Source organism: Kribbella capetownensis (assembly GCF_004331485.1).
Classification (GTDB): domain Bacteria; phylum Actinomycetota; class Actinomycetes; order Propionibacteriales; family Kribbellaceae; genus Kribbella; species Kribbella capetownensis.
Genome location: NZ_SJKD01000005.1, coordinates 336434 through 360518, shown reverse-complemented (window position 1 = coordinate 360518; position 24085 = coordinate 336434). Strand labels below are relative to the sequence as shown.

29 protein-coding genes and 1 pseudogene are annotated in these 24085 nt (G+C 67.0%); 19 read left to right on the top strand and 11 right to left on the bottom strand.

Annotated elements, in window-relative coordinates:
- Positions 1-58: 58 nt before the first annotated feature.
- The 5 genes and pseudogenes from E0H75_RS23370 to E0H75_RS44850 all read left to right on the top strand — a co-directional run.
- A complete protein-coding gene (locus tag E0H75_RS23370) occupies positions 59-1132 on the top strand; it encodes an HAD family hydrolase (RefSeq protein WP_238163221.1) in 1074 nt (357 codons plus the stop codon).
- A 27-nt stretch (positions 1133-1159) separates the two neighbouring features.
- Positions 1160-1555, top strand: a complete 396-nt coding sequence (locus tag E0H75_RS23365) for a tautomerase family protein (protein ID WP_131515763.1) — start codon at positions 1160-1162, stop codon at positions 1553-1555.
- Positions 1556-1592: 37 nt separating this feature from the next.
- Positions 1593-2618, top strand: a complete 1026-nt coding sequence (locus tag E0H75_RS23360) for a serine hydrolase domain-containing protein (protein ID WP_131515762.1) — start codon at positions 1593-1595, stop codon at positions 2616-2618.
- Complete coding sequence (locus E0H75_RS23355) at positions 2596-2934, top strand: putative quinol monooxygenase (protein WP_165553973.1); 339 nt, start codon at positions 2596-2598, stop codon at positions 2932-2934. The genes E0H75_RS23360 and E0H75_RS23355 overlap by 23 nt, the downstream gene beginning before the upstream one ends.
- Positions 2934-3470: pseudogene (locus E0H75_RS44850) on the top strand (class I SAM-dependent methyltransferase); the annotation flags it as partial. The gene E0H75_RS23355 and the pseudogene E0H75_RS44850, both read left to right, overlap by 1 nt.
- A gap of 56 nt (positions 3471-3526) precedes the next feature.
- On the opposite strand, the gene E0H75_RS23345 reads toward E0H75_RS44850, so the two are convergent.
- Both E0H75_RS23345 and E0H75_RS23340 read right to left on the bottom strand, forming a co-directional pair.
- Positions 3527-4744: an RNA polymerase sigma factor gene (locus tag E0H75_RS23345; protein WP_131515759.1), complete on the bottom strand. Its 1218-nt coding sequence runs from the start codon at positions 4742-4744 to the stop codon at positions 3527-3529.
- On the bottom strand, positions 4738-5085 hold the full coding sequence (locus tag E0H75_RS23340; protein WP_131515758.1) for a YciI family protein: 348 nt from the start codon (positions 5083-5085) through the stop codon (positions 4738-4740). The genes E0H75_RS23345 and E0H75_RS23340 overlap by 7 nt, the downstream gene beginning before the upstream one ends.
- Before the next feature lie 114 nt (positions 5086-5199).
- Between E0H75_RS23340 and E0H75_RS23335 the strand changes: the two genes are divergently transcribed.
- From E0H75_RS23335 to E0H75_RS23320, 4 genes are all read left to right on the top strand, one after another.
- On the top strand, positions 5200-5724 hold the full coding sequence (locus tag E0H75_RS23335; RefSeq protein WP_131515757.1) for a putative immunity protein: 525 nt from the start codon (positions 5200-5202) through the stop codon (positions 5722-5724).
- A gap of 333 nt (positions 5725-6057) precedes the next feature.
- On the top strand, positions 6058-6723 hold the full coding sequence (locus E0H75_RS23330; RefSeq protein WP_131515756.1) for a class I SAM-dependent methyltransferase: 666 nt from the start codon (positions 6058-6060) through the stop codon (positions 6721-6723).
- A 223-nt stretch (positions 6724-6946) separates the two neighbouring features.
- Entirely contained in the window at positions 6947-7681 is a 735-nt protein-coding gene (locus E0H75_RS23325) for a class I SAM-dependent methyltransferase (RefSeq protein ID WP_131516061.1), read from the top strand.
- A 302-nt stretch (positions 7682-7983) separates the two neighbouring features.
- Positions 7984-9105: a phosphotransferase enzyme family protein gene (locus tag E0H75_RS23320; RefSeq protein ID WP_131515755.1), complete on the top strand. Its 1122-nt coding sequence runs from the start codon at positions 7984-7986 to the stop codon at positions 9103-9105.
- Positions 9106-9144: 39 nt separating this feature from the next.
- On the opposite strand, the gene E0H75_RS23315 is transcribed toward E0H75_RS23320, so the two are convergent.
- Both E0H75_RS23315 and E0H75_RS23310 read right to left on the bottom strand, forming a co-directional pair.
- Positions 9145-9651, bottom strand: coding sequence for a GNAT family N-acetyltransferase (locus E0H75_RS23315; RefSeq protein ID WP_131515754.1), 507 nt, complete (start codon positions 9649-9651; stop codon positions 9145-9147).
- Between the two features lie 19 nt (positions 9652-9670).
- Complete coding sequence (locus tag E0H75_RS23310) at positions 9671-10438, bottom strand: class I SAM-dependent methyltransferase (protein ID WP_131516060.1); 768 nt, start codon at positions 10436-10438, stop codon at positions 9671-9673.
- 289 nt (positions 10439-10727) lie between these two features.
- On the opposite strand from E0H75_RS23310, the gene E0H75_RS23305 reads away from it, so the two are divergent.
- Positions 10728-11549 carry an SCO6745 family protein gene (locus tag E0H75_RS23305; protein ID WP_131516059.1) on the top strand — a complete coding sequence of 274 codons (822 nt, stop codon included), beginning with the start codon at positions 10728-10730 and terminating at the stop codon, positions 11547-11549.
- Positions 11550-11664: 115 nt separating this feature from the next.
- A complete protein-coding gene (locus E0H75_RS23300; RefSeq protein ID WP_131515753.1) occupies positions 11665-12891 on the top strand; it encodes an RNA polymerase sigma factor in 1227 nt (408 codons plus the stop codon).
- A 3-nt stretch (positions 12892-12894) separates the two neighbouring features.
- Here E0H75_RS23300 and E0H75_RS23295 read toward each other — a convergent pair whose 3' ends face one another.
- The gene (locus E0H75_RS23295; RefSeq protein ID WP_131515752.1) at positions 12895-13455 is read right to left on the bottom strand and encodes a DinB family protein; all 561 of its coding nucleotides are present in this window, start codon (positions 13453-13455) and stop codon (positions 12895-12897) included.
- 13 nt (positions 13456-13468) lie between these two features.
- A complete protein-coding gene (locus E0H75_RS23290) occupies positions 13469-14215 on the bottom strand; it encodes a hypothetical protein (RefSeq protein WP_131515751.1) in 747 nt (248 codons plus the stop codon).
- Positions 14216-14320: 105 nt separating this feature from the next.
- Here E0H75_RS23290 and E0H75_RS23285 point away from each other — a divergent pair, with 105 nt between their 5' ends.
- Entirely contained in the window at positions 14321-15043 is a 723-nt protein-coding gene (locus E0H75_RS23285; protein WP_131515750.1) for a VOC family protein, read from the top strand.
- 41 nt (positions 15044-15084) lie between these two features.
- A complete protein-coding gene (locus tag E0H75_RS23280; RefSeq protein ID WP_131515749.1) occupies positions 15085-15543 on the top strand; it encodes an NUDIX hydrolase in 459 nt (152 codons plus the stop codon).
- Here the strand turns inward: E0H75_RS23280 and E0H75_RS23275 are convergent.
- Positions 15532-16368 carry an aminoglycoside phosphotransferase family protein gene (locus E0H75_RS23275; protein ID WP_238163220.1) on the bottom strand — a complete coding sequence of 279 codons (837 nt, stop codon included), beginning with the start codon at positions 16366-16368 and terminating at the stop codon, positions 15532-15534. The two genes, E0H75_RS23280 and E0H75_RS23275, sit on opposite strands and share 12 nt — an antisense overlap.
- Before the next feature lie 73 nt (positions 16369-16441).
- On the opposite strand from E0H75_RS23275, the gene E0H75_RS23270 reads away from it, so the two are divergent.
- Complete coding sequence (locus E0H75_RS23270) at positions 16442-17380, top strand: aldo/keto reductase (protein ID WP_131515748.1); 939 nt, start codon at positions 16442-16444, stop codon at positions 17378-17380.
- Here E0H75_RS23270 and E0H75_RS23265 read toward each other — a convergent pair.
- Positions 17371-17880: a cysteine dioxygenase family protein gene (locus E0H75_RS23265; RefSeq protein WP_131515747.1), complete on the bottom strand. Its 510-nt coding sequence runs from the start codon at positions 17878-17880 to the stop codon at positions 17371-17373. The two genes, E0H75_RS23270 and E0H75_RS23265, sit on opposite strands and share 10 nt — an antisense overlap.
- A gap of 74 nt (positions 17881-17954) precedes the next feature.
- Between E0H75_RS23265 and E0H75_RS23260 the strand changes: the two genes are divergently transcribed.
- Positions 17955-18821: a LysR family transcriptional regulator gene (locus E0H75_RS23260; protein ID WP_131515746.1), complete on the top strand. Its 867-nt coding sequence runs from the start codon at positions 17955-17957 to the stop codon at positions 18819-18821.
- Complete coding sequence (locus E0H75_RS23255) at positions 18818-19486, top strand: HAD family hydrolase (RefSeq protein ID WP_202873131.1); 669 nt, start codon at positions 18818-18820, stop codon at positions 19484-19486. Before E0H75_RS23260 ends, E0H75_RS23255 begins: the two co-directional genes overlap by 4 nt.
- Here the strand turns inward: E0H75_RS23255 and E0H75_RS23250 are convergent.
- Positions 19479-20030, bottom strand: a complete 552-nt coding sequence (locus E0H75_RS23250) for an isochorismatase family protein (protein WP_131515745.1) — start codon at positions 20028-20030, stop codon at positions 19479-19481. The genes E0H75_RS23255 and E0H75_RS23250 overlap by 8 nt on opposite strands.
- Positions 20031-20065: 35 nt before the next feature.
- The gene (locus E0H75_RS23245) at positions 20066-21037 is read right to left on the bottom strand and encodes a helix-turn-helix transcriptional regulator (protein ID WP_131515744.1); all 972 of its coding nucleotides are present in this window, start codon (positions 21035-21037) and stop codon (positions 20066-20068) included.
- Positions 21038-21089: 52 nt separating this feature from the next.
- On the opposite strand from E0H75_RS23245, the gene E0H75_RS23240 reads away from it, so the two are divergent.
- Entirely contained in the window at positions 21090-21626 is a 537-nt protein-coding gene (locus E0H75_RS23240) for a mycothiol transferase (protein WP_131515743.1), read from the top strand.
- 40 nt (positions 21627-21666) lie between these two features.
- The gene (locus E0H75_RS23235) at positions 21667-22611 is read left to right on the top strand and encodes a helix-turn-helix transcriptional regulator (RefSeq protein WP_131515742.1); all 945 of its coding nucleotides are present in this window, start codon (positions 21667-21669) and stop codon (positions 22609-22611) included.
- On the opposite strand, the gene E0H75_RS23230 is transcribed toward E0H75_RS23235, so the two are convergent.
- Positions 22596-23030, bottom strand: coding sequence for a GNAT family N-acetyltransferase (locus E0H75_RS23230; protein ID WP_131515741.1), 435 nt, complete (start codon positions 23028-23030; stop codon positions 22596-22598). The genes E0H75_RS23235 and E0H75_RS23230 overlap by 16 nt on opposite strands.
- Positions 23031-23123: 93 nt before the next feature.
- On the opposite strand from E0H75_RS23230, the gene E0H75_RS23225 reads away from it, so the two are divergent.
- Positions 23124-24080: an LppU/SCO3897 family protein gene (locus E0H75_RS23225; RefSeq protein WP_131515740.1), complete on the top strand. Its 957-nt coding sequence runs from the start codon at positions 23124-23126 to the stop codon at positions 24078-24080.
- The last annotated feature ends 5 nt before the right edge of the window (positions 24081-24085 follow it).

Below are 24085 nucleotides of genomic sequence, written 5' to 3'. Positions count from 1 at the left end.
GGGGTCGGGGGGTGATATTTGGTCGTGGTTGGTGGGTTGGTTCGATGATGATGTGGCGATGACGGGAACTTATCTGCGCGTGCAGGCTCGGTATCGCGGGCGGCTTGGCGTGGAGGTGGGTCTGTTCGTGGCGGTGGATCACCTGCGGCGGGCTGGGCGGTTGACGGACGAGCAGGTGGCGCTTTATCTCGACATCGACGACTGGTTTCTCGAGTACCTTCCCGAGCCCGGCTTCTACGCCGATGGGAATACCGTCGGCGCGGTCACGTGGTTCAAGACGCCGTTGCCCACGCAGATGCAGTCGCGAGTGGACCGGTTGTGCGCGGTCCTCGCGGCCCACGACGTCCCGTTCGACGTCGTGTGCTCCGACGGTCCAGGCGAGGTGATCTACGAGGACGCGTACCAGATCGGCGCCATCCCGGCCGAGCGCGGCGAACCGACGCCGCTGCCGGAAGGCCTGGTCCTGGCGCCGACCAGCGCCGGATCCAAGCGCCGGGTTGCCGCATCGCCGATCCGGCATGTGCTGTTCGACGCGGACGGCGTACTGCAGGACATCCCCGGCGGGTGGTACGCCGCGATGGAGCCGTATCTCGAGGAGCGGACACGAGAGTTCATGCACCGGACCTGGAAGGACGAGTTGCCGATGCTGGCGGGCGAGGGGGACTACATGCCGTTGCTAGCGGCAACACTCGCGGAGTACGGCGTCGAGACACCCGTCGACGTCGTCTACCAGGACGTGTGGCACCGCATCGACCGCATCGAGGAGTCGTTCGCGATCATCGAGCAGCTCCGGCGCCACGGGTACGGCGTACACCTGGGCACGAATCAGGAGAAGTACCGCGGCGGACACATGCGTACGACGCTCGGGTACGACGACATCTTCGACGTCAGCTGCTACTCCCACGACCTCGGCGCCGCCAAGCCCGATCCCGCCTTCTTCACCGAAGCCGCACGCCGGATCGCAGCCGACCCGTCCACCATCCTGTTCATCGACGACAACCCCGACAACGTCGAGTCCGCCCGCACCGTCGGATTCCCCGCCGAGCTCTGGGACTTCACCCAGGGCCACGACACGCTCATCACCCTCCTCGCCAACCATGGCATCGAGGTCACGCCGGCGTACCAACGCTGACTCTTGCTGGATGAAAGGATTCGCGTCATGCCCACCGCACTCGTCGAGGTTCGCCGCCGGTACTCCGAGGCCGAGGAGGTCGCGATCATGGACGCGATCCATGACGCATTGGTGGCGGCCTTCCGCATCCCGCCGGAGGACAAGAACATCCGTCTGGTCGCGCACGAGCCGCACCGATTCGCCTGCTCGCCGAACCGGACCCAGCCCGAGTTCTTCACCCTGGTCACGATCGACTGCTTCGCCGGCCGCTCGGTCCACGCCAAGCGCAACCTGTACGCCGAGATCGTCAACCGCCTCGCGCGACTCGGCATCCCCGACGACCACGTTCTCATCACCCTCAGAGAAAGCACGGCAGAGAACTGGGGCATCCGCGGCGGCCAAGCAGCCTCCGACGTCGACCTCGGCTTCGAAGTACGTGTCTGACATTCCGGTGCGCACACTTGCCCAGATACAGCACGGCATGGACCTGGGCTGGCACACCGGTGCGCAGGTGTACGCCTCGGTGCAAGGACAGGTGCGTGTAGACCTGGCCGTCGGCGAAGCACGCCCCGGCGTACCGATGACGACCTCGACCATCGTCGAGTGGGCCTCCGCCACCAAACCAGTCCCGTCGGTGGCGATCGGACTCTTGTGGCAGCGAGGCTTGCTCGACCTGGACGATCCTGTCTGTCTCCACATCCCAGAGTTCGCCGCCGCGGGCAAACAGGCCGTCACGATCCGGCACCTGCTGACGCATACAGGCGGTCTGACCAGCACGATCACCGGCATCGCGCCGCCGGACGAGATGGTGACCGACATCTGCGCGGCGCCGTTGGTGGACGGCTGGATCCCAGGCAAACGCAACGCCTACAACTCGGTCGCGATGTGGATCGTCGCTGAACTGGTATCCAGAGTCAGCGGCCGGCCGTTCTCGGAGTTCGTCCGCAGCGAGATCTTCCAGCCGGCCGGAATGCGCGATTGCTGGATCGGAATGTCAGCCGACACGTACCAGGTGAACCGGGACCGGATTGCCGTCATCGCGGGCTTCGCGCCGTCCGGCACAGAAGCCTGGGTCACCTGGGCCCGCCCGACCGGCGGAGGACACGGCCCGATCGCCCAACTCGGCCACTTCTACGAGGCCCTTCTCGACGAGCGCCTACTTTCTGCGCCAACTCTCGAGGCGATGACGGCCCACGAGGTGAGCGGCGGGTGGGACGAGTACTTGCAGGAGACGGTCGACCGCGGACTGGGGTTCATGCTCGGTTCGTCCAACCCGGCGCACGGCTACGGGACTCGTGCGTCGGCTCGCAGCTTCGGCCACGGCGGGCGAACTTGGAGCCTCGCCCTCGCGGACCCGTCCGCGCACCTGGTCGTTGCCGTGTACTGGAACGGGATGGCCGATGCGGACACTCAAGCTCGGCGCCTGCCGGATCTAATCGATGCTCTGTACGACGACCTCGCTGTTCTGACGGAAAGGATTGATGATGACGCTCACTTCGCGCGTTGAGTTCACTGCTCGGGAAGGGCGGCGAGAAGAGTTCATTCAGGCTGCCAAGGCGCTGGCTGCGGCGACTCGGGACGAGCCTGGGACGCTCAGGTACGACTGGTATCAGGACGCTGACCCGGACAGCTTCGTTGTGATCGAGGAGTACGTCGACAGCGACGCAGCCTTCGCCCACAACGCGCACTGCGACGAACTCCTGAAGCGGGCCTTCGAGCTCGGCGAGTTGACGGCGATGCAGTTGCATGGCGACATCTCACCGGAGCTCCAGGCGTTCGCCGAGAACATGCCGGGCACCAAGACCTTTCCGCCGTTGGCCTGATGGCGAAAGCCCGGTACGACGGAGTCGCCGACTGGTACGACGCGCAGCTGGACACGGCTCCGCATCGGCACGACGTACTGCGAGCCAACCTGCCTACCGGTCAAGGACTCTGCCTGGACATCGGCTCCGGGACGGGTCGGGATCTGGCTGTGATTGCGGAGTTCGGCTGGACGCCTGTCGGTGTTGAGCTCTCGACCGATCAGCTACGGCTAGCGCGCCGGCGGTCGAATCGCTTGGTGCAGGGCGATGTCGAACGGTTGCCGATCAGGTCGTCCGTCGTACCGCTGGCTGTCAGTTCCTGGACCTCGACCGATGTCGAACACTTCGACCAGATGCTGTCCGAGGTGGCGCGCGTGCTGGAGCCTGGGGGCCGATTCCTCTTCTACGGCGTGCATCCGTGCTTCAACGGTCCGCATGTAGAGGCATGCGCGGACGGCAGTCGGCTCGTGCACACCACCTACCGCGAGGCTCGACGCCATCTATCGGCTCCGTGGTGGGGGACCGACGGCATCAGGACCAAGGTCGGTGGCATGCGACACCTGTCACTGGCAGATTTTCTGAACGCCTTCATCGCAGCCGGACTGCGGATCGATCAGGTGTCCGAGCCTGATGAAGAGCCCGTCCCGTGGGGAATCGTGGTGGCTGCCAGTTCGGTGAGCCGGCGTTCCAGGAAGCGGCGTTCGGGGCCGTCTTCGGTGAGTTCCCTGGCACGCAGGTAGGTGTCGCGCGCCTCGTCGATGCGGCCGAGGCGTCGCAGGAGCTCGGCTCTGGTCGAGTGCAGGTAGCGGAAGTCATGCAGGCCGAGTCCGTCGACGATGCGCAGGCCGGCCTCGGCGCCTTCGGTTTCGGCGATGGCGATGGCGCGGTTCAGCTCGACGACGGGGGAGCCGGTCAGGTGATACAGCTCGCCGTACAGCGCCGCTAGCTGTGCCCAGTCATTGGGCGTTTCCGCATGCAGTGAGGCGATTGCGGCCTGGAGTACGTAGGACCCGTGGCCGCCGAGAGCGATCGCGGTGTCGAGCTCGGCCCGTCCCGCCGCGATCTGTTCGGTGTTCCATCGCGATCGGTCCTGATCGGCGAGCAGGACCAACTCGCCGCCGCTGAATCGCGCCTCGCTGCGGGAGTCGTTCAGGAGCATCATCGCCAGCAATCCGTGGACTTCGGGTTCGTCCGGCAGTACTTCGGTGAGTGCCCGGCCCAGCCAGATCGCCTCGGACGCGAGGTCGTCGCGGCCGCCGTACCCCTCGTTGAAGATCAGGTACACGACGGCCAGTACGGCGTCGAGTCGCTCGGGCAGCAGGTGTGATGGAGGCACGCGGAACGGGATTCGCGCCGCTTTGATCTTGCGCTTGGCCCGCACCAGCCGCTGCGCCATCGTCCGCTCCGGCACCAGGAACGCGCGGGCGATCTCGTCTGTGGTCAGACCACCGAGCGTGCGCAGGGTGAGCGCGACCTGCGCCTCGATCGCCAGCGCCGGGTGGCAGCAGGTGAAGATGAGCTCCAGCCGCTCGTCGGGGAACGTCTCGGTGTCCATCGGCACCTCACCAGGATCGGACGTGACGAGCAGACCGAGCTTCGACGCCAGGGCCTGGTCGCGGCGGATGCGATCGGTGGCTCGGTTGCGAGCTGTCGTCATCAGCCAGGCACGCGGGTTGCTGGGGATGCCGTCGCTGGGCCAGCGGGCGGCGGCAATGGCGAACGCCTCTGCCGCCGCCTCCTCGGCAAGGTCGAAGTCGCCGACGATGCCGATCAGAGTCGCCAGCACGCGACCCCATTCCTCGCGGAAGACCTGCTCCAGCGTGGCTACCAATACACCTCCGAAGGGCGGATCTCGACCGCGCCACCGTAGCGTGCCGCCGGTACGCGGGCGGCCAGCTCGATCGCCGCGTCCAGGTTGTCGGCCTCCAGGATGAACCAGCTGCCGACCGACTCCTTCATCCCGACGAACGGACCGTCGGTGGTCAGGGTCTTGCCGGCCTCGACGCGCACAGTGGTCGCGTTCTCGGGTCGGCCCATCGGCAGCCCGGGCGTGACGCCCGGCGTCTCATTGATCCCCTGGTAGTCGGCGTAGACCTGCTTCTGCTCGTCCTCGGGCAGCGCGGCCTGCTGCTCGAGTGCGTCGCCTTGGTAGATCAACATGATGTACTTCATTGCCTAGCTCCTCCGATGACCGGATTCGTCATACCGAATCGTCGCAGTAAGACGAACAGCGATCCCGGAAATCGACACCTCAATCCAAGAATCTTGTACGGAGGTGTGTTGACCATGATCCTTCCGAAGGTCCGAGATCCGCGCCTCGTGACGATCCGCCGCGGTGGGACGCTCACCGACTCGGATCACCACCTCCTGGCTCTGTGGGCGGCCACGTGCGCGGAGCATGTCCTACCCCTGTTCGAGTCGGTTCGGCCGGACGATCCCCGGCCGCGTCAGGCGATCGAGCACGCCCGTGCCTGGGTGCGTGGCGAGGTCAAGATGATGGAGGCTCGCGCAGCTGGCGGCCACGCGATGGGCGCGGCGAGAGACCTGACTGGAGCTGCACGGCACGCCGCGTACGCAGCCGGCCAGGCCGGAGCGGTCGCTCACGTTGCCGAGCACGACCTGGGCGCGGCCGCCTACGCGATCAAAGCCGCAGTCGCTGCCGCGGATAGGGAAGAGGCCGAGGCGGTACGTCGATCCGAGTGCCAGTGGCAGCGCGCTCAACTCCCTAAGGCGATCCGCGCCCTCGTCCTCGACGACCAGCACCGACGAAACGCCATCTGCTGGTCGGTCTTCGACGTACCCGCGGCCTAGCCGACGCCTTGACCGGCAGGCCGGGTAGCGTCCGACGCGTGACACGCGACGAGGCACGGAGCATGGCGGCGGCGTTTGCCAGAGGGCGGGCGCGATGGTTAGCGGAGACCGTGCCGACGCTGCAGGCCGACGGTGTCTGGCTGGTTGGTTCGCTCGGGTCCGGACAGGACGATACTGGGAGCCTGGATCTGGGGGAGACGCTCGAGTTGGTGGGCCGCGGGCTGCCGGGGGGCTTCACCAGACCCGAATGTGTTCGCCCTTGCAATACTTGGAGGTCGTGAGGGCTGTCGCTGGACGCGGTTCTTGGGGGTACAGGTCGGTAGGGTCGGTTCGGTGACCCTTTCATCGAGTGTTCAGCCGGCGGATCTCGAGGTCGTGCGGGCGTCGTACGACCGAGTGGCCGACAACTATGTGGACCTGCTGGAAACCACGGGGATGGGGGACATCCGTACCCAGCCGTGGCTGCAGGCATCCATCGACGCGTTCGCCGGCTCGGTCCGCGGCCTTGGCCCTGTGCTCGATGTCGGCTGCGGTCCGGGCACTGTCACGGCATACCTGCAGGAGCGGGGGATTGACGTCTCGGGCGTCGACCTGTCACCGCGGATGATCGAGCACGCCAAGCGCCTCCACCCCGAGTGCAGCTTCGCCGTCGCCTCGTCCACCGAACTCGACCTCGAGCCGATGTCGTTCGGCGGGATTCTCGGCTGGTGGTCGTTGTTCAACCTGCCACGCGAGATCCTGCCGAACGTCCTCGCCGCCTTCCACGACGCACTCGTGCCCGGCGGACAGTTCATGATCGCAACGCACGGCGGCGACGAGGACGCAACCAGGACCGAGGCGTACGGCGGCGTCGCAGTGACCTGGACGACGTACCAATGGCAACCCGAGCAACTAACCGAACTTCTCGAGAACGCCGACCTACACGTCGTAGCAGACCTACGCATCCCACCCGACGGCGCATACGGCCCCTTAGTCATCCTCCAAGCCCAACGCAACTGAATCACTGGCCCCGCACACGCCGTAGTGACTCAGACATCCAGACGGTCGAACGGCTTTTCTGTAACTGGCAGGGACGGGAATTGAGCAGCCGGGAGTAGGCTCCGCATCGCGTCCGCTGCACACTCCACGGCGAGACGGCGGCGCGATGCTCGTTGACGACACAGCGGACTGTCCCGGCGCCGTCGACGCCCGCACTGCATCGGACCTGGCACACTGGCTCGGCATGACCTCCGAGGCGCAGACCGCCGAGCAGCAACCGGACCACTACGACAGCTTCGCCGAGGCGTATGGGCGCGCGAACGAGAACGGCCTGTTCAACCGGTGGTACGCCCGGCCGGCGGTGCTCGACCTGCTGGGTGACGTCGCCGGGCGCCGGATCTTGGACGCTGGCTGCGGTTCAGGGCCGCTCGTCGCCGACCTGAAGGAGCGAGGAGCAAGCGTGGCCGGGTTCGACGCGAGCCCTGCGATGATCCGGCTCGCCCGGAAGCGGCTCGGAGACGACGCCGATCTGAAGGTTGCCGACCTGACCCTGCCACTTCCGTACGACAACGAGGCCTTCGACGACGCGTTGGCCGTGCTCGTGCTGCATTACCTCGAGGACTGGTCGGGCCCGCTGAGCGAGCTGCGCCGGGTCCTGACGCCTTGCGGTCGGTTGGTCGTGGTGGTGAACCAACCGGTTATCCCGCCGGTGATGTACCCCGAGGTCGACTACTTCGCGACCGTGCCGAACACGGAGGAGTACGACTTCGACGGCGTCTCCGCAACACTCACGATCTGGTATCGCTCGCTGAGCGCAATGTCGGAGTCGTTCACCGCTGCGGGCTTCAGGATTTCTGCGATCAGCGAGCCGCCGGTGTCACCGGACACGCCGCCCGAGCTGCTGCCCCCGAGCGAGTCCGACCCCGCCCGCTTCATCGGGTTCATCTTCTTCACCCTTGAGGCATCTCCTACGAAATGAGCGAGCGTTCGACCTGGAGACTCCCGTTGGTTTAAGCGCCGATAAGCGACATTATGTCAACTAACGGGCTGTCCTCTGCCCCTGCCGCCGGTCGGAAGCGGGCTTTTGACCGCGGTTGACATGGTTGTGGGGCTCCAGCAGGATGAGGTACGGCGTTGGCTGACGCCGAGCCTCTGAGGGTCTGCCCCAGTCGGGTCCTTTGTGATGGCGAAGGGGAATCTGCCCTCAAGGTCGCTGCCAAGTCCAGGCCTGTTTCGAATGTCGCGCTGCTGGGGGGCGAGGACATATCGAGGAGGCTTGCTATGACCAAGCAGGGCAGTTTCAAGCGCGCAGTACGTCAACATGCACGCAGGAGCGGACAGCGGTACACCGAAGCGCGCGCCGACCTGGAGATCGCCGGAAGGCAGCCGTTCGTCCACGCTCGCCCCTTCGAGCACGCTGCGATCACCGCCCATCTCGAGGCGCGGTACGGGATCCGCATCACGTCGTTGGCGTCGATCGATGACGACCCCAACACTCGGCCTCGCGACTCGTGGCCCGGGCACTACCCCGCGACACTGCTGGTCAAGTGCACGGATGGGCCGCCTTGGATTGCGCGAATCTTCTCCTCACCGGCAGACCAGGTCAGCCGGGTCGAGGGCGACGCGGACATCCTGCGATTCCTGGCTGGGCACAACTTCCCGGCCGAACGCGTGGCGCATGAGGAGCCGGTGTCGGTCTTCAACGGCAGCGGCGTGATCGTGACGAAGTTCGTCGAAGGTGGACGTCCCGATACGCGCGAAGCCGCCGTACACCACGAACTCGGGAGTCTGCTCGGGCGGCTGCACTCCCTCCCCGCAGGTGGTGGCGCGGTCGCCCGGGACGGCGGAGCCGACGAATCCGGCGGCGGCCTGCACGTTGGACGACCCAAAGAGGATCTTGCCGCCGCAATGAGCTTCCTGGTCAGCGTCGAGGATGCTGTCGCCCCCGAGGGCCGCGAAGGATTCGAGTTGCTTCGTGATCGTGTCGAGAACGCCGATGATGCCGAAGGACTCCCCCAGGCTCTGACCCATGGCAATTATCACGCCTGGTCCGCCGTCGGCACGCCGGGAGATCTGGTCATCGTCGGCTGGGCGGGATCTGGCCGCGGTCCGCGACTCCCCGCACTCGCATGGTTGCTGACGACCGCGGCAGAGGGCGACCTGACCCTCGTCGATGCGGCCGCGCGTGGCTACTCCGAGCACGTCCAGCTCACCGACGAAGAGATCCAGAGGCTCCCTGGGATCCTCGGTATGAAGCCGCTGTGGCTTGCCTGCATCCAGTATCGGGAGTCTGTGCGCAGCGGGCACACTCCGACGCTGGACGACGGTTGGCCGTCCTGGGGCGTCGACCGTAGCGAGCACAGCCGGCGCATAGCAGCACGAGCGATTGCAGCCTTTCGCTGAGGCGCCCGGACACAGGCGTTCGGCAGTTGATCGTGCTGGTCACGGCACGTGCACGAACCCGACGTAGTCCGCTCCGGCTGGCCCGGGACGGGAGGTTCCGTCCCGGGTCCAGCCGTGTCGCTCGTAGAACCGGATGGCACGAGAGTTCCGCTCCCAGACGTCCACCTCGCCCACAGCGTCAGCCTGGCCGGCGATGGAGACGAAGCGTGCCATCAGGGCGCTGCCAACGCCGCTCGAGAACCGGCATGGCTCCACGAAGATCCCGACGAGCCGGACGCGCGTCTCGTCAGGCGCATTGGTCGGAAACACTCCACTGGCATCCAGCGTGATCACACCGACGATGTCATCGCCCAAGGCAGCCACCAGAACGGCGATTCGAGAATCGTCGACCATCTTGCGCCACGTCTGCCGGTACTGCTCGTCAGGAAGCGCTGCCACCTCATGGCCGCCGGCACGGTAGTACACAGCCCTGGACCGGGCATGCAGCTCCGCAAGCACATCGCCGTCGCCGGCCACCGCGTCTCGAATGAGGATCGGCTCTGTCATGAGGTACGAGGCTACGACTTCACCGGGGCCGGAGCCTGAAGATCAGGATGCCGAGGTACTTGTTCATCCACGCGTGTTTGTGTGGGTAGCGACGTCGGGCGTCCTCGGACAGTTGGGGCTCGATCGCGGTCTCGATCCACAGCCCTGCCGCACTGAACACGTTGAGCAGCTCAGAGATGGTGTAGGCACGTTTGGTGAGGGTGATCTGGTCGTTCCAGCCGCTGAGATAGGAGAACGGGGCGGTGGAGAAATACTCCTCGCCCAAGGACGTCCCATTCTGTTCGGCCTGTTCGACGGCGTATCGGATCGGTTGCGTCCTGGTCAACAGGATGAATCCGTCGTCGGCCAGCATCGCGCGCGCTGCCTGCAGGGTGCGGACCGGATCTTTCGCGTAGCCGAAAGACTGCAGGTACAAGATCCGGTCGAACCTGCGACCGGCGAGCCCAGGCACAGTATCCAGCTCGGAGAGATCGCCCCGGATGAACTCCAGGCTCGCCGGCGGGGCGCTGAGGAAGTTGCCACTGACATCAATACCCACGGAGGCGGTCGCGCCGTCTCCGACCAACTCGGCGAGCTTGCCACCGTTGCCACAACCGACGTCGAGCACCGACCGCCCGGTGACATCACCCAGAAGCTCTCGCTGCGCAGGCCACTCGACAAGCCGATCCAGCGAGTCCTCCCTGGCTCGGGCGCGCTCGTAGTCCGGGGCGAGTTCCACCCACGCCTGGCTCGGATCTCCAGGAGTGCCGGTGGGAGAACTCGTTGCCGCCTGTGAGTCGTCCGACATCGCCACGAGACAGACCATAGTCGCTAGCCGCCTCTCGGTGGGATTATCGGGCGTGCCGTGTACTCACGCTGGGTGACGCCCAGCCGCCAGCTCAGGCGGTTGCCGTCCGCAACGGACGGATTCTGGCGGTCGGCGGCGATCGAGCCGCACCACGAGTACAGCCCGCACCGTCGACTGCGCCGACACCGCGCTCCGCTGACTCGTACGTCGTACGAGAAAGAACAAATGTCGGATCGGGGCACAGGTGTTCGTAGCCGAGGTGAGCAACCGTCCAGACCGAGGAGCAATGATGGAGTCCACCGCCCGCCGCCTGCACCGGCTCGTGGAGCCGATCCACCTGGTCACCTACATGTCCGAGGAGCCGACCGAGGCCCTGATGGCACTGGGCCACCGCAACTACTGGGACGGCTACTTCGCCGGACGGGCCGCACCTCTGGGACGGGTCTCGGCCGAGGTGGTCCATGCGATCTTCTACAACTTCGCCGCCGGCGAGGTCGCGCGCCACATCCCCCGCGTCTGGGACATCGCCACTCCCGAGGCCGCCCTCGCCGCGCGTGAGCAGGGCAGCGTCGCCGCGCTGAGGCGGATTCTCGGTGACCTAGCCGACTCCCCCGGCCTCGCGCGTGCCGCTGACTTCGCCACCAAGGCTGCGTCTAGCGCCCCGACGGAGGGACGGATCCTGTACGCCGGACTCCGAGCGCTCCCCGTACCCGAGGAGCCCGTGGCCCGACTCTGGCACGCAGCCACCCTGCTCCGCGAGCACCGCGGAGACGGCCACATCGCCGCTCTGGTCGCCGCGGGTATCGGTGGGACGGAGGCCCATGTGCTCCACGCCCTCTCCGAGGACATGCCTGCGGAGAAGTTCGGCCGGGTCCATCACCTGCCCGCGGCCCAGTTGGCCGCGGTGGTCGACGGGATGCGCGCCCGCGGCCTCGTCGACGACTCCGGCTGGCTCAGCGACATCGGCCGGAAGACCAAGGAACAGATCGAGTCACTCACCGACGACCTCGCCACACCGGCGTACGTCGGCCTGGAGCCGAGCGAGCTCGACCAACTCATCACGGACCTCGAGCCCATCTCCGCAACGCTCGATGCGGCCGGTTCCCGGTGAGTGAGCCCAGAATGTCCTTGAAGAAATGCCGTCCGGCGGTGTCGGATCAGGGCAGAGTTGTCGTTGCAGCCGGCGCCCACGAGGGACGCCACCCGAACCACAGGAGATTCCTAGCGTGGGCGACGCCCAGCAAGCCATCATCCGGGTCCACCACGAGGAGTGGGCGCGCGTGGTCGCCGCCCTGACCAGGCGCTTCGGCGACCTGGACATCGCCGAAGAGGCGGCCGCCGAGGCGTTTGCGATCGCCGTCGAGCGGTGGCCGGCCGACGGCGTACCCCCGAACCCCGGCGCCTGGCTGACCACCACCGCCAACCGCAAGGCCATCGACCGGATCCGGCGCGAGAGCAAGCGCGACGACAAGCACAAGGAGGCTCAGATCATGTACGACGACGAGCCGCCTGAGCCCCTCGGCGCGATCGACGACGACCGGCTCCGGCTGATCTTCACCTGCTGTCACCCTGCGCTCTCGCTGGAGACCCGGGTGGCGCTGACGCTGCGGATGGTCGGCGGTCTGACCATGCCCGAGATCGCCCGTGCCTTCCTGGTGCAGGAATCCGCCATGGGTCAGCGGATCACCCGGGCGAAGGCCAAGATCAAGGCGGCTCGGATCCCTTACCGGGTACCGTCCGCGGAGGATCTCCCGACCCGCGTCTCCGGCGTACTGTCCGTGCTCTTCCTCGTCTTCAACGAGGGCTACCTCGCAACTGGCCCCGACACCGATCCCGTACGGCATGAGCTGACCGCCGAGGCGATCCGGCTCACGCGTCTGATCCGTGCGCTGATGCCGGACGACGGTGAGGTGGCCGGGCTGCTCGCGCTGATGCTCCTCACCGAGGCCCGCCGTCCCGCGCGGGTGTCGGTCAGTGGTGAGCTGGTCTCTCTCGACGAGCAGGACCGTGGAGCCTGGGACGCCGCACTGATCGCCGAAGGCCATCAACTGGTGCGCGAGCGCCTGGCCGCTGGGGTGGCTCCGGGTCGCTACCAGATCCTCGCCGCGATCAACGCCGTACACACCTCTGTCCGCGACATCCGCGACACGGACTGGTCGCAGATCGTCGCCTTGTACGACCAACTCATCCGCATCGATCCCTCCCCGATCGTTGCCCTGAACCGGGCCATCGCGGTCGCCGAGCTCGACGGCCCGGAGGTGTCGCTGGCGGCTGTCGACCGTCTCGACGACAAGTTGGCCGGCTACCACGCGTACCACGCGACCCGCGCCGACCTGCTGCGCCGGCTGTGCCGCAGTGAAGAGGCGCGCGCGGCGTACGACAAAGCCATCGAGCTGGCAGGCAACACCGCCGAGACCGCCCACCTGACCCGCCGCCGCGACCAGCTGGGGTAGTTGTCAGGTTGCCTTCCGGGCTGCTTCCTCGACCCTTGAGCGGTGCGCCTCCCAGTCGGTGTCGTCGGGTGTGGTGACCGGGCCGGATCCGACCAGCTGCTCGCGCAGGATGTCGGCGTGCCCGGCGTGCCGGTTGGTCTCTCCGACGATGTGGACCATCACGTTGAACAGCTTCACGTTCGGCCGCGGCCACCACGGGACGAACCCCGGTGCGTCGATCGGCAACGCCTCGATCGTCGCGTCGGAGTGGGCGCAGGCGCGCTGGTATCCGTCGACGATGTCGGAGCGGGATTCCTGCTCCGTGACCCACATGTGGTGGTGGTTCGCGTAGCCAGGGTCGTCGAACTGGGGCAACCGCTCGGGATACGGCCGGTTGAAGACTCCGCCGAAGTACCGCGCCTCCGACATGGTCAGATGCTTGATCAGGCCGAGCAGATTGGTCCCGGTCTTCGTCAGTGGACGGCGTACGTCGTACTCCGGTAATCCGTCCAGCTTGAACAGCAGGGACTCCCGCACCCACCGCAGCTCGTCGTGGAGATACCCCTTGGCAAAGTCATCGATCACGGGGTCAGCGTAGCTACGACGGCCAGGTGAGCTGATTGATGAGTTCGCTCGAGACGCGGATCTGGAGTTCGGCCAGAATCGGTGCAGTCAGCTCGCCCACATCGACCAGTACGTTCTCCTGGTGGTGGTTCATCAAGCGGACCGCACACTCCGCGACGACCACGGCCCAGAGGACGTCGCCGCGCGGGTCCGAGGCTCCGACGACCCGCGTCACGAGCTCATCGATCGGATCCAGGTCGAGCCAACTCCCAGGAGGAACCACAGCGCAACCGGCTCGGTCGATCCAGAGGACGGCGGCCTCGTCCGGCCCGGGCTCGAGTGAACTCGCCTCCGTTGACGGATGCACCGTCGGCGGCTGAGGCGAGCCCGCGATCCTCGGCGGCGTACGCCGTGCGCTCCCGGCCAACTGGAGCTTCGCTTCGGACCGGACGATCGGCGCGAGTGAGTCGAGCGCGTGGGCGACGAAGTACCCGTCCGGTCCCTGGGCCGCGATGCGTGACAGGGGTCCGGAGAAGCTGATGCCACGTCCGTCGTCGTGCAGTTCGGTGTACAGGATGCGGGCCGTGGGGAACAGGGCGCGAAGACTGCCGAGGAGTTGGCCGCTCACCACGGGAGTCAGCAAGATGTTCGCGGTCGAGGGCGCTTCCTTGATGTCGACAACGGCGTACTGCTCACCGAGCATCGCGCTGAGGTCGGCACGGGCCGCGGCCGACAACGGCATGGCAGTGACCACCAGGATCGTCGAGCTGCTCTCCCCCATGCGACCGGAGTCTATCGGCGATGGCGGGTTAATCGCGTTGCGTGCGATCGGAGGGCGGCTTAGCTTGGCTGCACTCGAGGCGGCTGCAGATCGGAGATTCGAGCAGTGACCACTCAGCTTGTTGCACTGTCGTTCGATGCGCATGATCCGGTCGGGCTGGCTCGGTTCTGGGGCGGCGTACTGGGGTGGAAGCCGGCGGACGAAGCGCGGGGCGTGGTTGCGCTGCTGCCGAGTGATGACACCGGGTTCCGGCTGCGGTTCGTTCCCAGTCGGGAGGACAAGCGCGGGCCGAACCAGGTTCACTTCGATCTGACCAGCCAGTCACTGGACGAGCAGCAGGAGACGGTGGCGCGGGCGCTCTCGCTCGGTGGCCGGCATATCGACGTCGGTCAGTTGCCGGAAGAGGAGCACGTGGTGCTCGCCGATCCGGAGGGCAACGAGTTCTGTGTGATTGAGCCGGGCAACAACTTCCTGGCCGATTGTGGCTTCATCGGGGCGTTGTCCAGCGATGGTTCGCAGGCGGTCGGGTACTTCTGGAGCGAGGCGCTCGGCTGGCCGTTGGTCTGGGACCAGGACGAGGAGACCGCGATTCGCTCACCGTACGGCGGCCCGAAGGTCGCCTGGGGCGGTCCCCCGGTGGATCCGAAGCTGGGCAAGAACCGGCTGCATTTCGACCTCGCTCCCGCGGACGGAGGTGACCTGCAAGCCGAGGTCGACCGCCTCGTCTCCCTCGGGGCCAAGCGCATCGACATAGGCCAGGGTGAGGTCGAGTGGGTCGTGATGGCCGACCCCGACGGCAACGAGTTCTGCGTGCTGCCCGCGGCGTAGTCCGCGCGAAACTGTCCGAGGCTGCTGCGAAGGTCCTCGGCATGGCGATTCCCAGAGCGGCAGCAGTGGTGATGGATGCGGGCAAGGTGCTGGTGATCAAGCGGTACCTGCGCCACGAGCGGGCTGACGAGTGCGTGATGTGCGAGGCATTCAGCGCGTCCGGTCCGAGATGCGAGGGCCATGAGTACGCCGTGCTGCCCGGTGGGCATGTGGAGGCCGGTGAAACACCGGACGAGGCCGCACTGCGGGAGTTGTGGGAAGAGACGACGCTGACGGCGACGATCGAACGGCTGCTGTGGACCGGGACGCACAACGGACGTCCGGCCTATTACTTCCTCATGGAGAATGTGAAGGGCGTTGCTGAATTGTCCGGGGACGAGGCGGCGGAGCATTCTGAACGCAACAGTTTCGAATTGCGCTGGACGTCCCCGGAGCAACTCGGAGAATTGGGAATGCATCCCGCCGACGTACAGGTTCGGCTGACCGAGTTACTCGCGTAGGGCGGCGGCGAGCATGCGGTGGCCTTGCGCTTCGAAAGGCTTGTCTCCTACCTGGTGAGCCCAGACCGTGGTGTTGATGGCTTCGCGGAGCTGGATCCGGTGCCAGGCGGCGGGGCCGCGGGGATCCGAGCCGTAGCCGTCGAAGAAGGCGGGCTCCAGTGCCGGGTTGGTGGCGAATTGCTGGACAGCCAACCGGGCGAAGTCTGTGATCGCCGGCCTCAGATCGGTCCGGCCGAAATCGATGATGCCGACAGTGCCCTCGTCGATCAGCCAATTGCGCGGCTGCCAGTCGCCATGGGTCGGAACCAGAACGGCGGCAGCGGTCGGCCAGGATTCAATCTCCGAACGCAAGCGCGCAGTCACCTCGGGCGCGATGGTGTGTTTCTTGTCCAGGTAGGCGAGGGATCGCCGGTTCTCCCGCGCCTCGTGGGTCTCGTCCGGTACGGCGACCTGGGCGTGGAACGCCGCGAGCAGTTCACCGGCCTGGCGGTAGATGTCCGGATCCCACTCCTGCTCAGTGCCTTGCACCAACACCCCCGGCAGGAACCGCGTGACGAGAAGCTTGGCCTCCTCGTCGGCGTGGACGAGTCGCGGTGCTCTCCCCCGCGTAGTCCACGGCGCCAGCCATTCGCGATGGGCGCGGATCTCCCGGGAGATGTGCCTGTCCTTCGTGTCGCCGGCCTTGGCGATGAACCGCTCACCGTCGAGCTGGAGCTCGAGTACGGCGGTCCCGACCAGACCCCAGCTGTGATCGGTCACGACCTCGGCGGCCGGCATCCACTCCTGGAGGAGCTCACGCTGGTGCTCGCTGAGTTGCGGAATCACCCGCCGAAGCCTAGCGCACAGAAATTCATCGAAAAGCCTGGACGAATTGCGCTGGAAGTCTTATCCTGACGAAATGCAGAACGCGCAGCAGAAATACACTCTACCAACAAACCTATCATCACAAATTCCGGAAATCAAGTCCACGGAATTCTGGCGGCTCGGCGACCGTGTCGTCCAGCGCATCGGATTCGGCACGAAGCGCCTCGCCGGGAGCGACGGCGGCGGGTCGGACGTGCAACAGAAGGCGATCGCGCTGCTGCGCCGCGCGGTCGAGTTGGGCGTCAACCACTTCGACACCGCCGACTTCTACCCGACCTACGGGGAGGAGGGAAACAGTCGCTCCTTCGAGCCGCTGAACTGGGCGAACGACGCGATCTTCCGCGCGTTCGCGCCGTACGACGACAACCTCGTGATCGCAACGAAGGTCGGTCCGACCGCCACCGGACTGGCGCGGCCGGATGAATTGCGGGCATTGGTCGAGAGCAATCTGCGCACCCTCGGCCGGGACTCGCTCGATGTCGTCTACCTGCGGCAGGCCGGTCTCGACTCGATCGCCGAGCACTTCGGTGTGCTGGCCGAGTTGAGGGCCAAGGGAGTCATCCGCCATCTGGGTCTGTCGAACGTGCGGCTGGAGCACCTCGCGCAGGCTCAGGAAATCGCGCCGGTGGTCGCCGTACAGAACCGGTACAGCGTCGACTTCGGCCGGACCAATGACGCGATGCTGGAGGCCTGTGACGGCCAAGGGATCGCGTTCGTCCCGTTCTTCACGTTGACTGCGGATTCCCGTGAGACCGGCGGTCTGAAGCAGACCGACCTGATTCGGGAGATCGCCGCGGAACACGGTGCGACGCCGGCGCAGATCCGGCTCGCCTGGACCTTGAGTCGTGGCGACAACGTCCTGGCGATCCCCGGCACGGGGAACGCGCACCACCTGGAGGAGAACCTGGCGGCCGGCTCGATCCGCTTCTCCCCCGCCCAGCTCGAGGCGCTGGAGGCTCTGCCTCAGTCGTAGTACCGGCGGGCGCTGCCGCCGATCGCGGTCACATCGGTGCCGTAGATGTGGACCGAGATCGCGGTGCTGTCCGTCGTGTTGTGCACCCGGTGAATGTCACCGGGCGGAGCGAAGCCGCTCACGTCGCCGACGTGGTTGTCGCTCTGGCCGACGATCCGGAGTTCGGCGTCGAACAGGTCCTCGTGCTCGACACCCTGGATGACGCCGAACGCACACCAGGTGACGTGGTCATGGATCCGCGTCAGCTGGCCGGGTCGCCAGACCAGGGCGATGATCGAGAACGAGCCGTCCGGTTCGACGTGCAGGGTGTGGCTGATGTAGCGGTCGGGCGAGCCGAGCCGCTGCTCGGGAGTCAGTACGTCGGGAGTGGGCAGGTTCCGGCGGAGTTCCTCGGCCACGAGTTGGGCCGTGTCGTTCCAGTCGGCGTGCTGGGCGATGGCGGTGCGGACGCCCGCCACGAGGTCGGTGAGTTGGCTGGTCGGAAGCGTTGTCGTCGTCATGTATTGAGCGTGCCCCCGCCGACCCATAACGTCTAATGCCAAGTCTTTAGGTCATCCATAGATGGAATTGATACATGCTCGATGTCACCAGGCTGCGCGTGATCGACGCCGTCGCGCGCCACGGCTCCGTCACCGCGGCGGCGCGCGAACTGCACTACTCGCAACCGTCCGTCACGCATCATCTGTCCCGGCTGGAGGCGGAGACCGGGGCGCAGTTGCTGCAGCGAGTCGGTCGCGGGATCCGGCTCACCGAGGCCGGACGCATGCTGGCGGCTCGAGCCGCCGAGATCATCGGGCGGATCGATGCGGTCGACGCCGAACTCGCGGCCCACGTCGGTCTGACCGCCGGCAGAGTCCGCCTCGCCGGCTTCTCGTCGGCGATCGGGGCGCTGGTCCCGGGCGCGGTGGCAGCGCTCTCCGCACAGCATCCGGGTCTGCGGATCAGCCTGATCGACACGCATCCACCCGAGGCGCTGGAGCTGCTCCGCATCGGGACCATCGACGTCGCGATCATCTTCCGGTACGACGAGACCGCGCCGGAGCCGAGCGCGATCCGGCTGCACCACCTGCTCGACGATCCGCTCTACGTGCTGTCGTCGGGCCGGGAGGTCGAGTTGTCGGGGCTGCGTGACGCGACCTGGATCGCGGGTTGTGATCGTTGCCGGAGTCACCTTGTGGCGTTGTGCGCGGAGGAGGGCTACGAGCCTCAGATCGGTTACACCTCGGACGACATGGTGGTGATGCAGGCGCTCGTAGCGGCCGGCCTCGGCGTGACGACCATGCCCGGACTCGCCCTCCGCACCCACCACGCCGAGGGAGTGATCGCGAACGAGCTGCCAGGCTCGCGGCGGCACGTCTACGCCGCCACGTACGGCGAACCACCGGATCCACCCGCGATCGCAGCCCTCCTCACCGCCCTCACCGAGGCAGCCACTCCGTGACGCTGAAGGGAGTGTTGTTCGACCTGGACGGGACGCTGGTCGAGCAGGAGTCAGCGGCCGCCGCCGCGGTGGTGGACTGGGCGGCCGAGCATGGGATCACCGACCCGGACGTCTCCGCGCGCTGGGCGGCCGTGTCCGACCGTCACTACATGCGGTATCAACGCCGTGAGCTCACGTTCGCCGAGCAGCGCCGAAACCGTGTGCGCGAGTTTCTCGGCGTCGACGTCAGCGACGAGCACGCCGATGAGTTGTTCCAGGGATACCTCCAGCGCTACGAGGCAGGGTGGACCCTGTTCGACGACGCCGTGCCTGCTCTCCGCCGGGTGCGCGCGGCCGGGCTCGCGACAGTCGTGTTCACGAACGGCAACACGGATCACCAGCGGTTCAAGCTCGGCCGCTTCGGCTTGTCCGACGAGATCGACGTGCTGATCTCGTCGGAGATGTTGCCGGCCGGCAAGCCGGATCCACGGGCGTTCCTGCACGCACTTGACCTACTTCAGCTCACGCCGTCCGAGGCGCTGATGGTCGGCGACTCGCTGGAGAAGGACGTGCGGGGCGCGCTCGCTGTCGGGATCGATGCGGTGCTTGTCGACCGGTACGACGAGCATGCGGATGTCGAGGTCCGACGGATCCGGTCGCTGCATGAACTCTCGGGGGTCAGCTGAAGTCGACCTCCTTGGTCGGCTGGATGCCGGCGGTGCGGCCCGGGCCTGTGTGGTTCTCCCAGTACAGGTTCGTGTGCGCGATGACCTTGTCCGGCGGCGGAGCGCCCCACTCGGACAGGTCCTCGGTGGTGTGAGCGTCGGCGACCAGGGTCACGTCGTACCCGCGGACGAAGGCGCCGTGGATCGTCGAGCGGATGCACTCGTCGGTCTGCGCGCCGCTGACGAACAGCCGGCCGATGCCGCCCTTGGCCAGGACGTCCTCGAGGTCGGTGTCCTCGAAGGAATCGGCGAAGGTCTTGTGGACCAGGGGCTCGGACTCGTCGCGGTCGAGCTCAGGAACAAGTTGCCACTCGTCGCTGTCCATCACCAGGTGTTTGCTCGAGTGCTGCACCCAGACGACCGGCACACCACCCGCGCGCGCCTTGCCGACCAGGCTGCTGATGTTCGCGACGACCTGGTCGCGCTCGTGAGTTCCTTCGACGACGCCGTTCTGGACGTCGATCACTACCAGGGCCGTGTTCGGCCTGCCGGACAACGTGGACACGGGCGTGCCTCCCTCTGCTGGCTAGATCGATGACGCTAGACCTGTCCACCGACAGTTTCCGTCGCCCCGCTCGCCCGCAACAGCCGGTGGGCCAGTTCCTCGGTCGCCTCGACCAGTTCCGGACATCCGATCACGCGGTACGGCGTCTTGATCGCGGTCAACTGGGAGGCGTACCAGTCGGGTTCGTCCGTGCTCGCGGTGAGCCTGGTGTGGTCGGCGTCGATCGCCTCCAGGCGACCCATGCTGCGGGCGATCCAGCACCTCGCGTACTCCAGTGGCGCGTCGATGACGACCTCGATCTTGTACTTCCAGCCCATCGCCAGGTGCTCCTCGACCAGCGCGAGCGCGTCGAGGTCGGACGGCGGCGTGAATGTTTCCGTCCCGGCCTCGACGTCGCGGATCTTGTCGACGCGGAGGATGCGCCGAGCGTTCTTGGCGAGCGACCAGCAGAGCAGATACCAGCGCCCCCGGCGGACGACGACCGCCCAGGGATCCACCTCCATCGACCACTCTTCGCCCGGGCAGCGCTGGTATCGGAGGACGACCCGCCGGCAGTCCGCGCTGTCCGAGACCAGCTGAGCCGTGATCGCCGGGTCCGGAGTGCGAGCGCCGGGATCCGGTCCACGGGCACTGACCCGGCGGACGGCGTCGGTCGAGCGGGCGATGGCCTCCGGGAGAACGCGGATGATCTTCCCGAGCGCGACCTCGACCGGATCATCGGCACCGCGTGGACCCTCGAGCACCGCCATCACCAGCCCGAGTGCCTCGGTCTGGCTGAACATCAGTGGTGCGAGTCGCAGGCCGCGGCCGACCCGGTAGCCGCCGTACGGGCCGCGGACCGACTCGATCGGGATGTCGGCCTCGCGCAGGATCGCGACGTAGCGGCGCGCGGCGCGCTCGGAGACACCGAGCTTGTCCCCCAGTTGGTCGGCCGTGATGCCCGGGCTGTTCTGGATCAGCTCCAGCACCATCAGGGTCCGGGCCGTCGGACTCACGTCGTACGCCATACGTCACCATTCCGGAAGTAGTCCGTCCGGAACCGAGGGTAGCGTGCCGCACATGGACCTGAACACCATGACGGAACTGCCCGCCGCCGGCGACGAGACCCAGACGATGCTCGGCGTACTCGACCGCAATCGCCGCACCTTCGCCTGGAAGTGCTTCGGCCTCGACGCGGCCCGCATGAACACGCGACTCGCGCCCTCCACCATGACCCTGGGCGGCTTGGTCAAGCATCTGGCGCTGGTCGAGGACGACATGTTCTCGAACCGCCTGTTCGGGCGGGACCCGGGCACGCCGTGGAACGCCGTGGACTGGGATGCTGACCCCGACTGGGAGTGGCGGACCGCGGCCGACGACTCCCCCGAGGAGCTGCAGGCCTTGTGGGAGGGCGCTGTGGAGCGCGCCCACGCGTCGGTGGCCGCGGCACTGGCCGAGGGTGGGATGGGCAAGGTCGGCAAGAGGGACGACGGGCAGAACCTGCGCCGGATGGTGGCCGACATGATCGAGGAGTACGCGCGGCACACCGGCCACGCCGATCTGATCCGCGAATCGATCGACGGCTTGGTCGGAGAGGGCCAACCACTGCCACAGTAAGTGCTCACTCGGTGAGCGGTTTGTCTGCGAGCATGAGGGCGTGCGCGCGGATCGACTGGTGGCTGTGTTGCTGCTGATGCAGGCTCGGGGCCGGGTGACCGCAGCCGAGGTGGCCGGCGAACTCGAGATCTCGGTCGCGACCGCGCGCCGCGACCTCGAGGCGCTGTCCACCGCAGGCATCCCGGTCTATCCACAGCCCGGTCGCAACGGTGGCTGGCAACTCATCGGCGGTGCGCGCACCGACCTCAGCGGACTGACCGCGACGGAAGCGCAGGCACTCTTCCTGCTGGTCGGTCCGGCCGCATCGATCGCCCCTGATGCGAAGGCGGCGCTGCGGAAGCTCGTACGCGCGCTGCCGGACACCTTCCGCGAGCACGCGCAGGCCGCGGCCGAGGCGGTCGTGATCGATCCGGCGCGCTGGGGCGAGCACGTGAAGGAGCGGCCCGAACTGGTACGGCGGTTGCAGGATGCCGTCGTACGGCGGGTGAAGGTGCGACTCGAGTACGCCGGGCGCGGGCGTGATCCGGCGGAGCGAGTGGTCGATCCACTCGGGCTCGTGGACAAGGACGACGTCTGGTACCTGATCGCGTGGACCGAGAAGGGGCAGCGGACGTTCCGGTTCGATCGGGTGGCGTCGGCGGAGGTGACCGCTGAGCGATTCGACCGACCGGCCGACTTCGACCTGTCCGCTGCCTGGGAGCAGATTGTCGACCGGATGGAGGAACGGCGGTCCGGTCTGACCGCGACCGTACTGATGGACGAGCGGTTCGTCTGGGTGATGCAGGACCGGCTCGGGCGCAACTGCGAGGTCGACGGGATGGAGGGCGACCGGGCGCGGCTGAAGATCACCGCGCCGACACCCCTGATGATCGCGCAGCATCTGGCCGGCTGGGGTGGGTCGATCGAGGTGGTCGGCCCGCCCTCGGTGCAAGCAGAGTTGGCCCGACTCGGCCAGGAACTGGCCGATCGCTACAGCGGGATCTGATACAGGATGAAGCCGCGGTTCTCGGCGACCTGGTCGTAGAGTCGGCGAGCCGTCGCGTTGCTCTCATGGGTCGACCAGTAGACCCGGCCGCACCCGCGCTCCTTCGCCCAGTCGGTGACAGCGGCGATTAACGCCCGAGCCGCACCCTTGCCTCGCGCTTCCGGAGCGGTGAACAGATCCTGCAGATAGCACGAGTCAGGCGCCGTCGTACTCGCGTGGGTGAGGAAGTGCGCGATGCCGACCAGTTGTCCGTCGAGCCGTGCGCCGAGCGCGTGGACCTCTTCGGCGCGCCGGAACCGCGTCCAGGCCTGGTCGAAGAACTCCGGCGGCATCGTGCGGCCGTAGAACTCGTTGTATCCGGCAAACAGTCGCTGCCAGCCGTCACGGTCGGTAGGTTCGAGCGGGCCGATGGTGAGCATGGTGGCACGCTGCCACACCGATGGCCCGGATGGCCCGGTGGGGTGAGTAGGGTGCCTGGGTTTGGTGTCCCTCTCGATTCTCAGGATGCGTCCGTGACCACATCACCACCGCAACCGCCGCAGAATCCGTACCCCGGTCAGCCGGGCGGTTACGGACCTCCGCCGGAGCAGTTCCCTCAGTACACCCAGCCCGAGCAGCCGGCTCAGCAGCCTGGGCAGTACCCGGGCCAGCCGCAGTCCCAGCAGCCGGTCCAGGCCTACCAGCAGCAGCCGTTCCACCAGGCTCCGCCGCAGCCCGGGCAGCCGGGCCAGCCGGGGCAGTCCTTCCCGCAGCAAGGCCAGTTCCCGCCACCGGGTCAGCAGGACCAGTTCGGCCAGCAAGGACAGCAGGCCCAGTTCGGGCAGCAACCGCTGCCGGCGTACCCCGGTGGGCAGATGGGTCTGCAGTGCCGGTTCTGCGGTTCCTTCCCGGCGGTCGACGCGACCGTGCGCGGGCACCAGGGCCTGATCATCCTGATGCGGTTCCTGAAGCTGCAGGGACCGTTCTGCCGAAGCTGCGGGATCGCGTCCGTCCGGGACATGACCGCGAAGAGCCTGTGGCAGGGCTGGTGGGGTATCGGGTCGTCGATCATCAACCCGATCACGATGCTGATGAACATCGGCCCGATGCAGAAGTTCAAGAGCCTGCCCGAGCCGGCGCCGGGTGCGCCGGGCCGGCCGATGGATCCGGGCAAGCCGCTGTTCCGGCGCCCGGCCATCCTCGGTCTGCTGCTGCCGATCCTGGTGATCGCGGCGATCGTGATCGGCAATCTGGCCACGACCACCACCTCGGAGGCCGCGGTCGGTCAGTGCGTGGTGAACAACGGTACGGCCGACGACCCGGACGTGAAGGTCGTCGACTGCACGTCGTCCGAGGCGGCCTACAAGATCGTCGGCAAGCTGGACGACAGCACCGACGACTCCCAGTGTGACCAGTTCGAGGGTGTCGAGGCGTCGTACACGGTGGAGGAGAGCTCCACGAAGTACACGCTCTGCCTCGCGCCGGTCTGATCGGC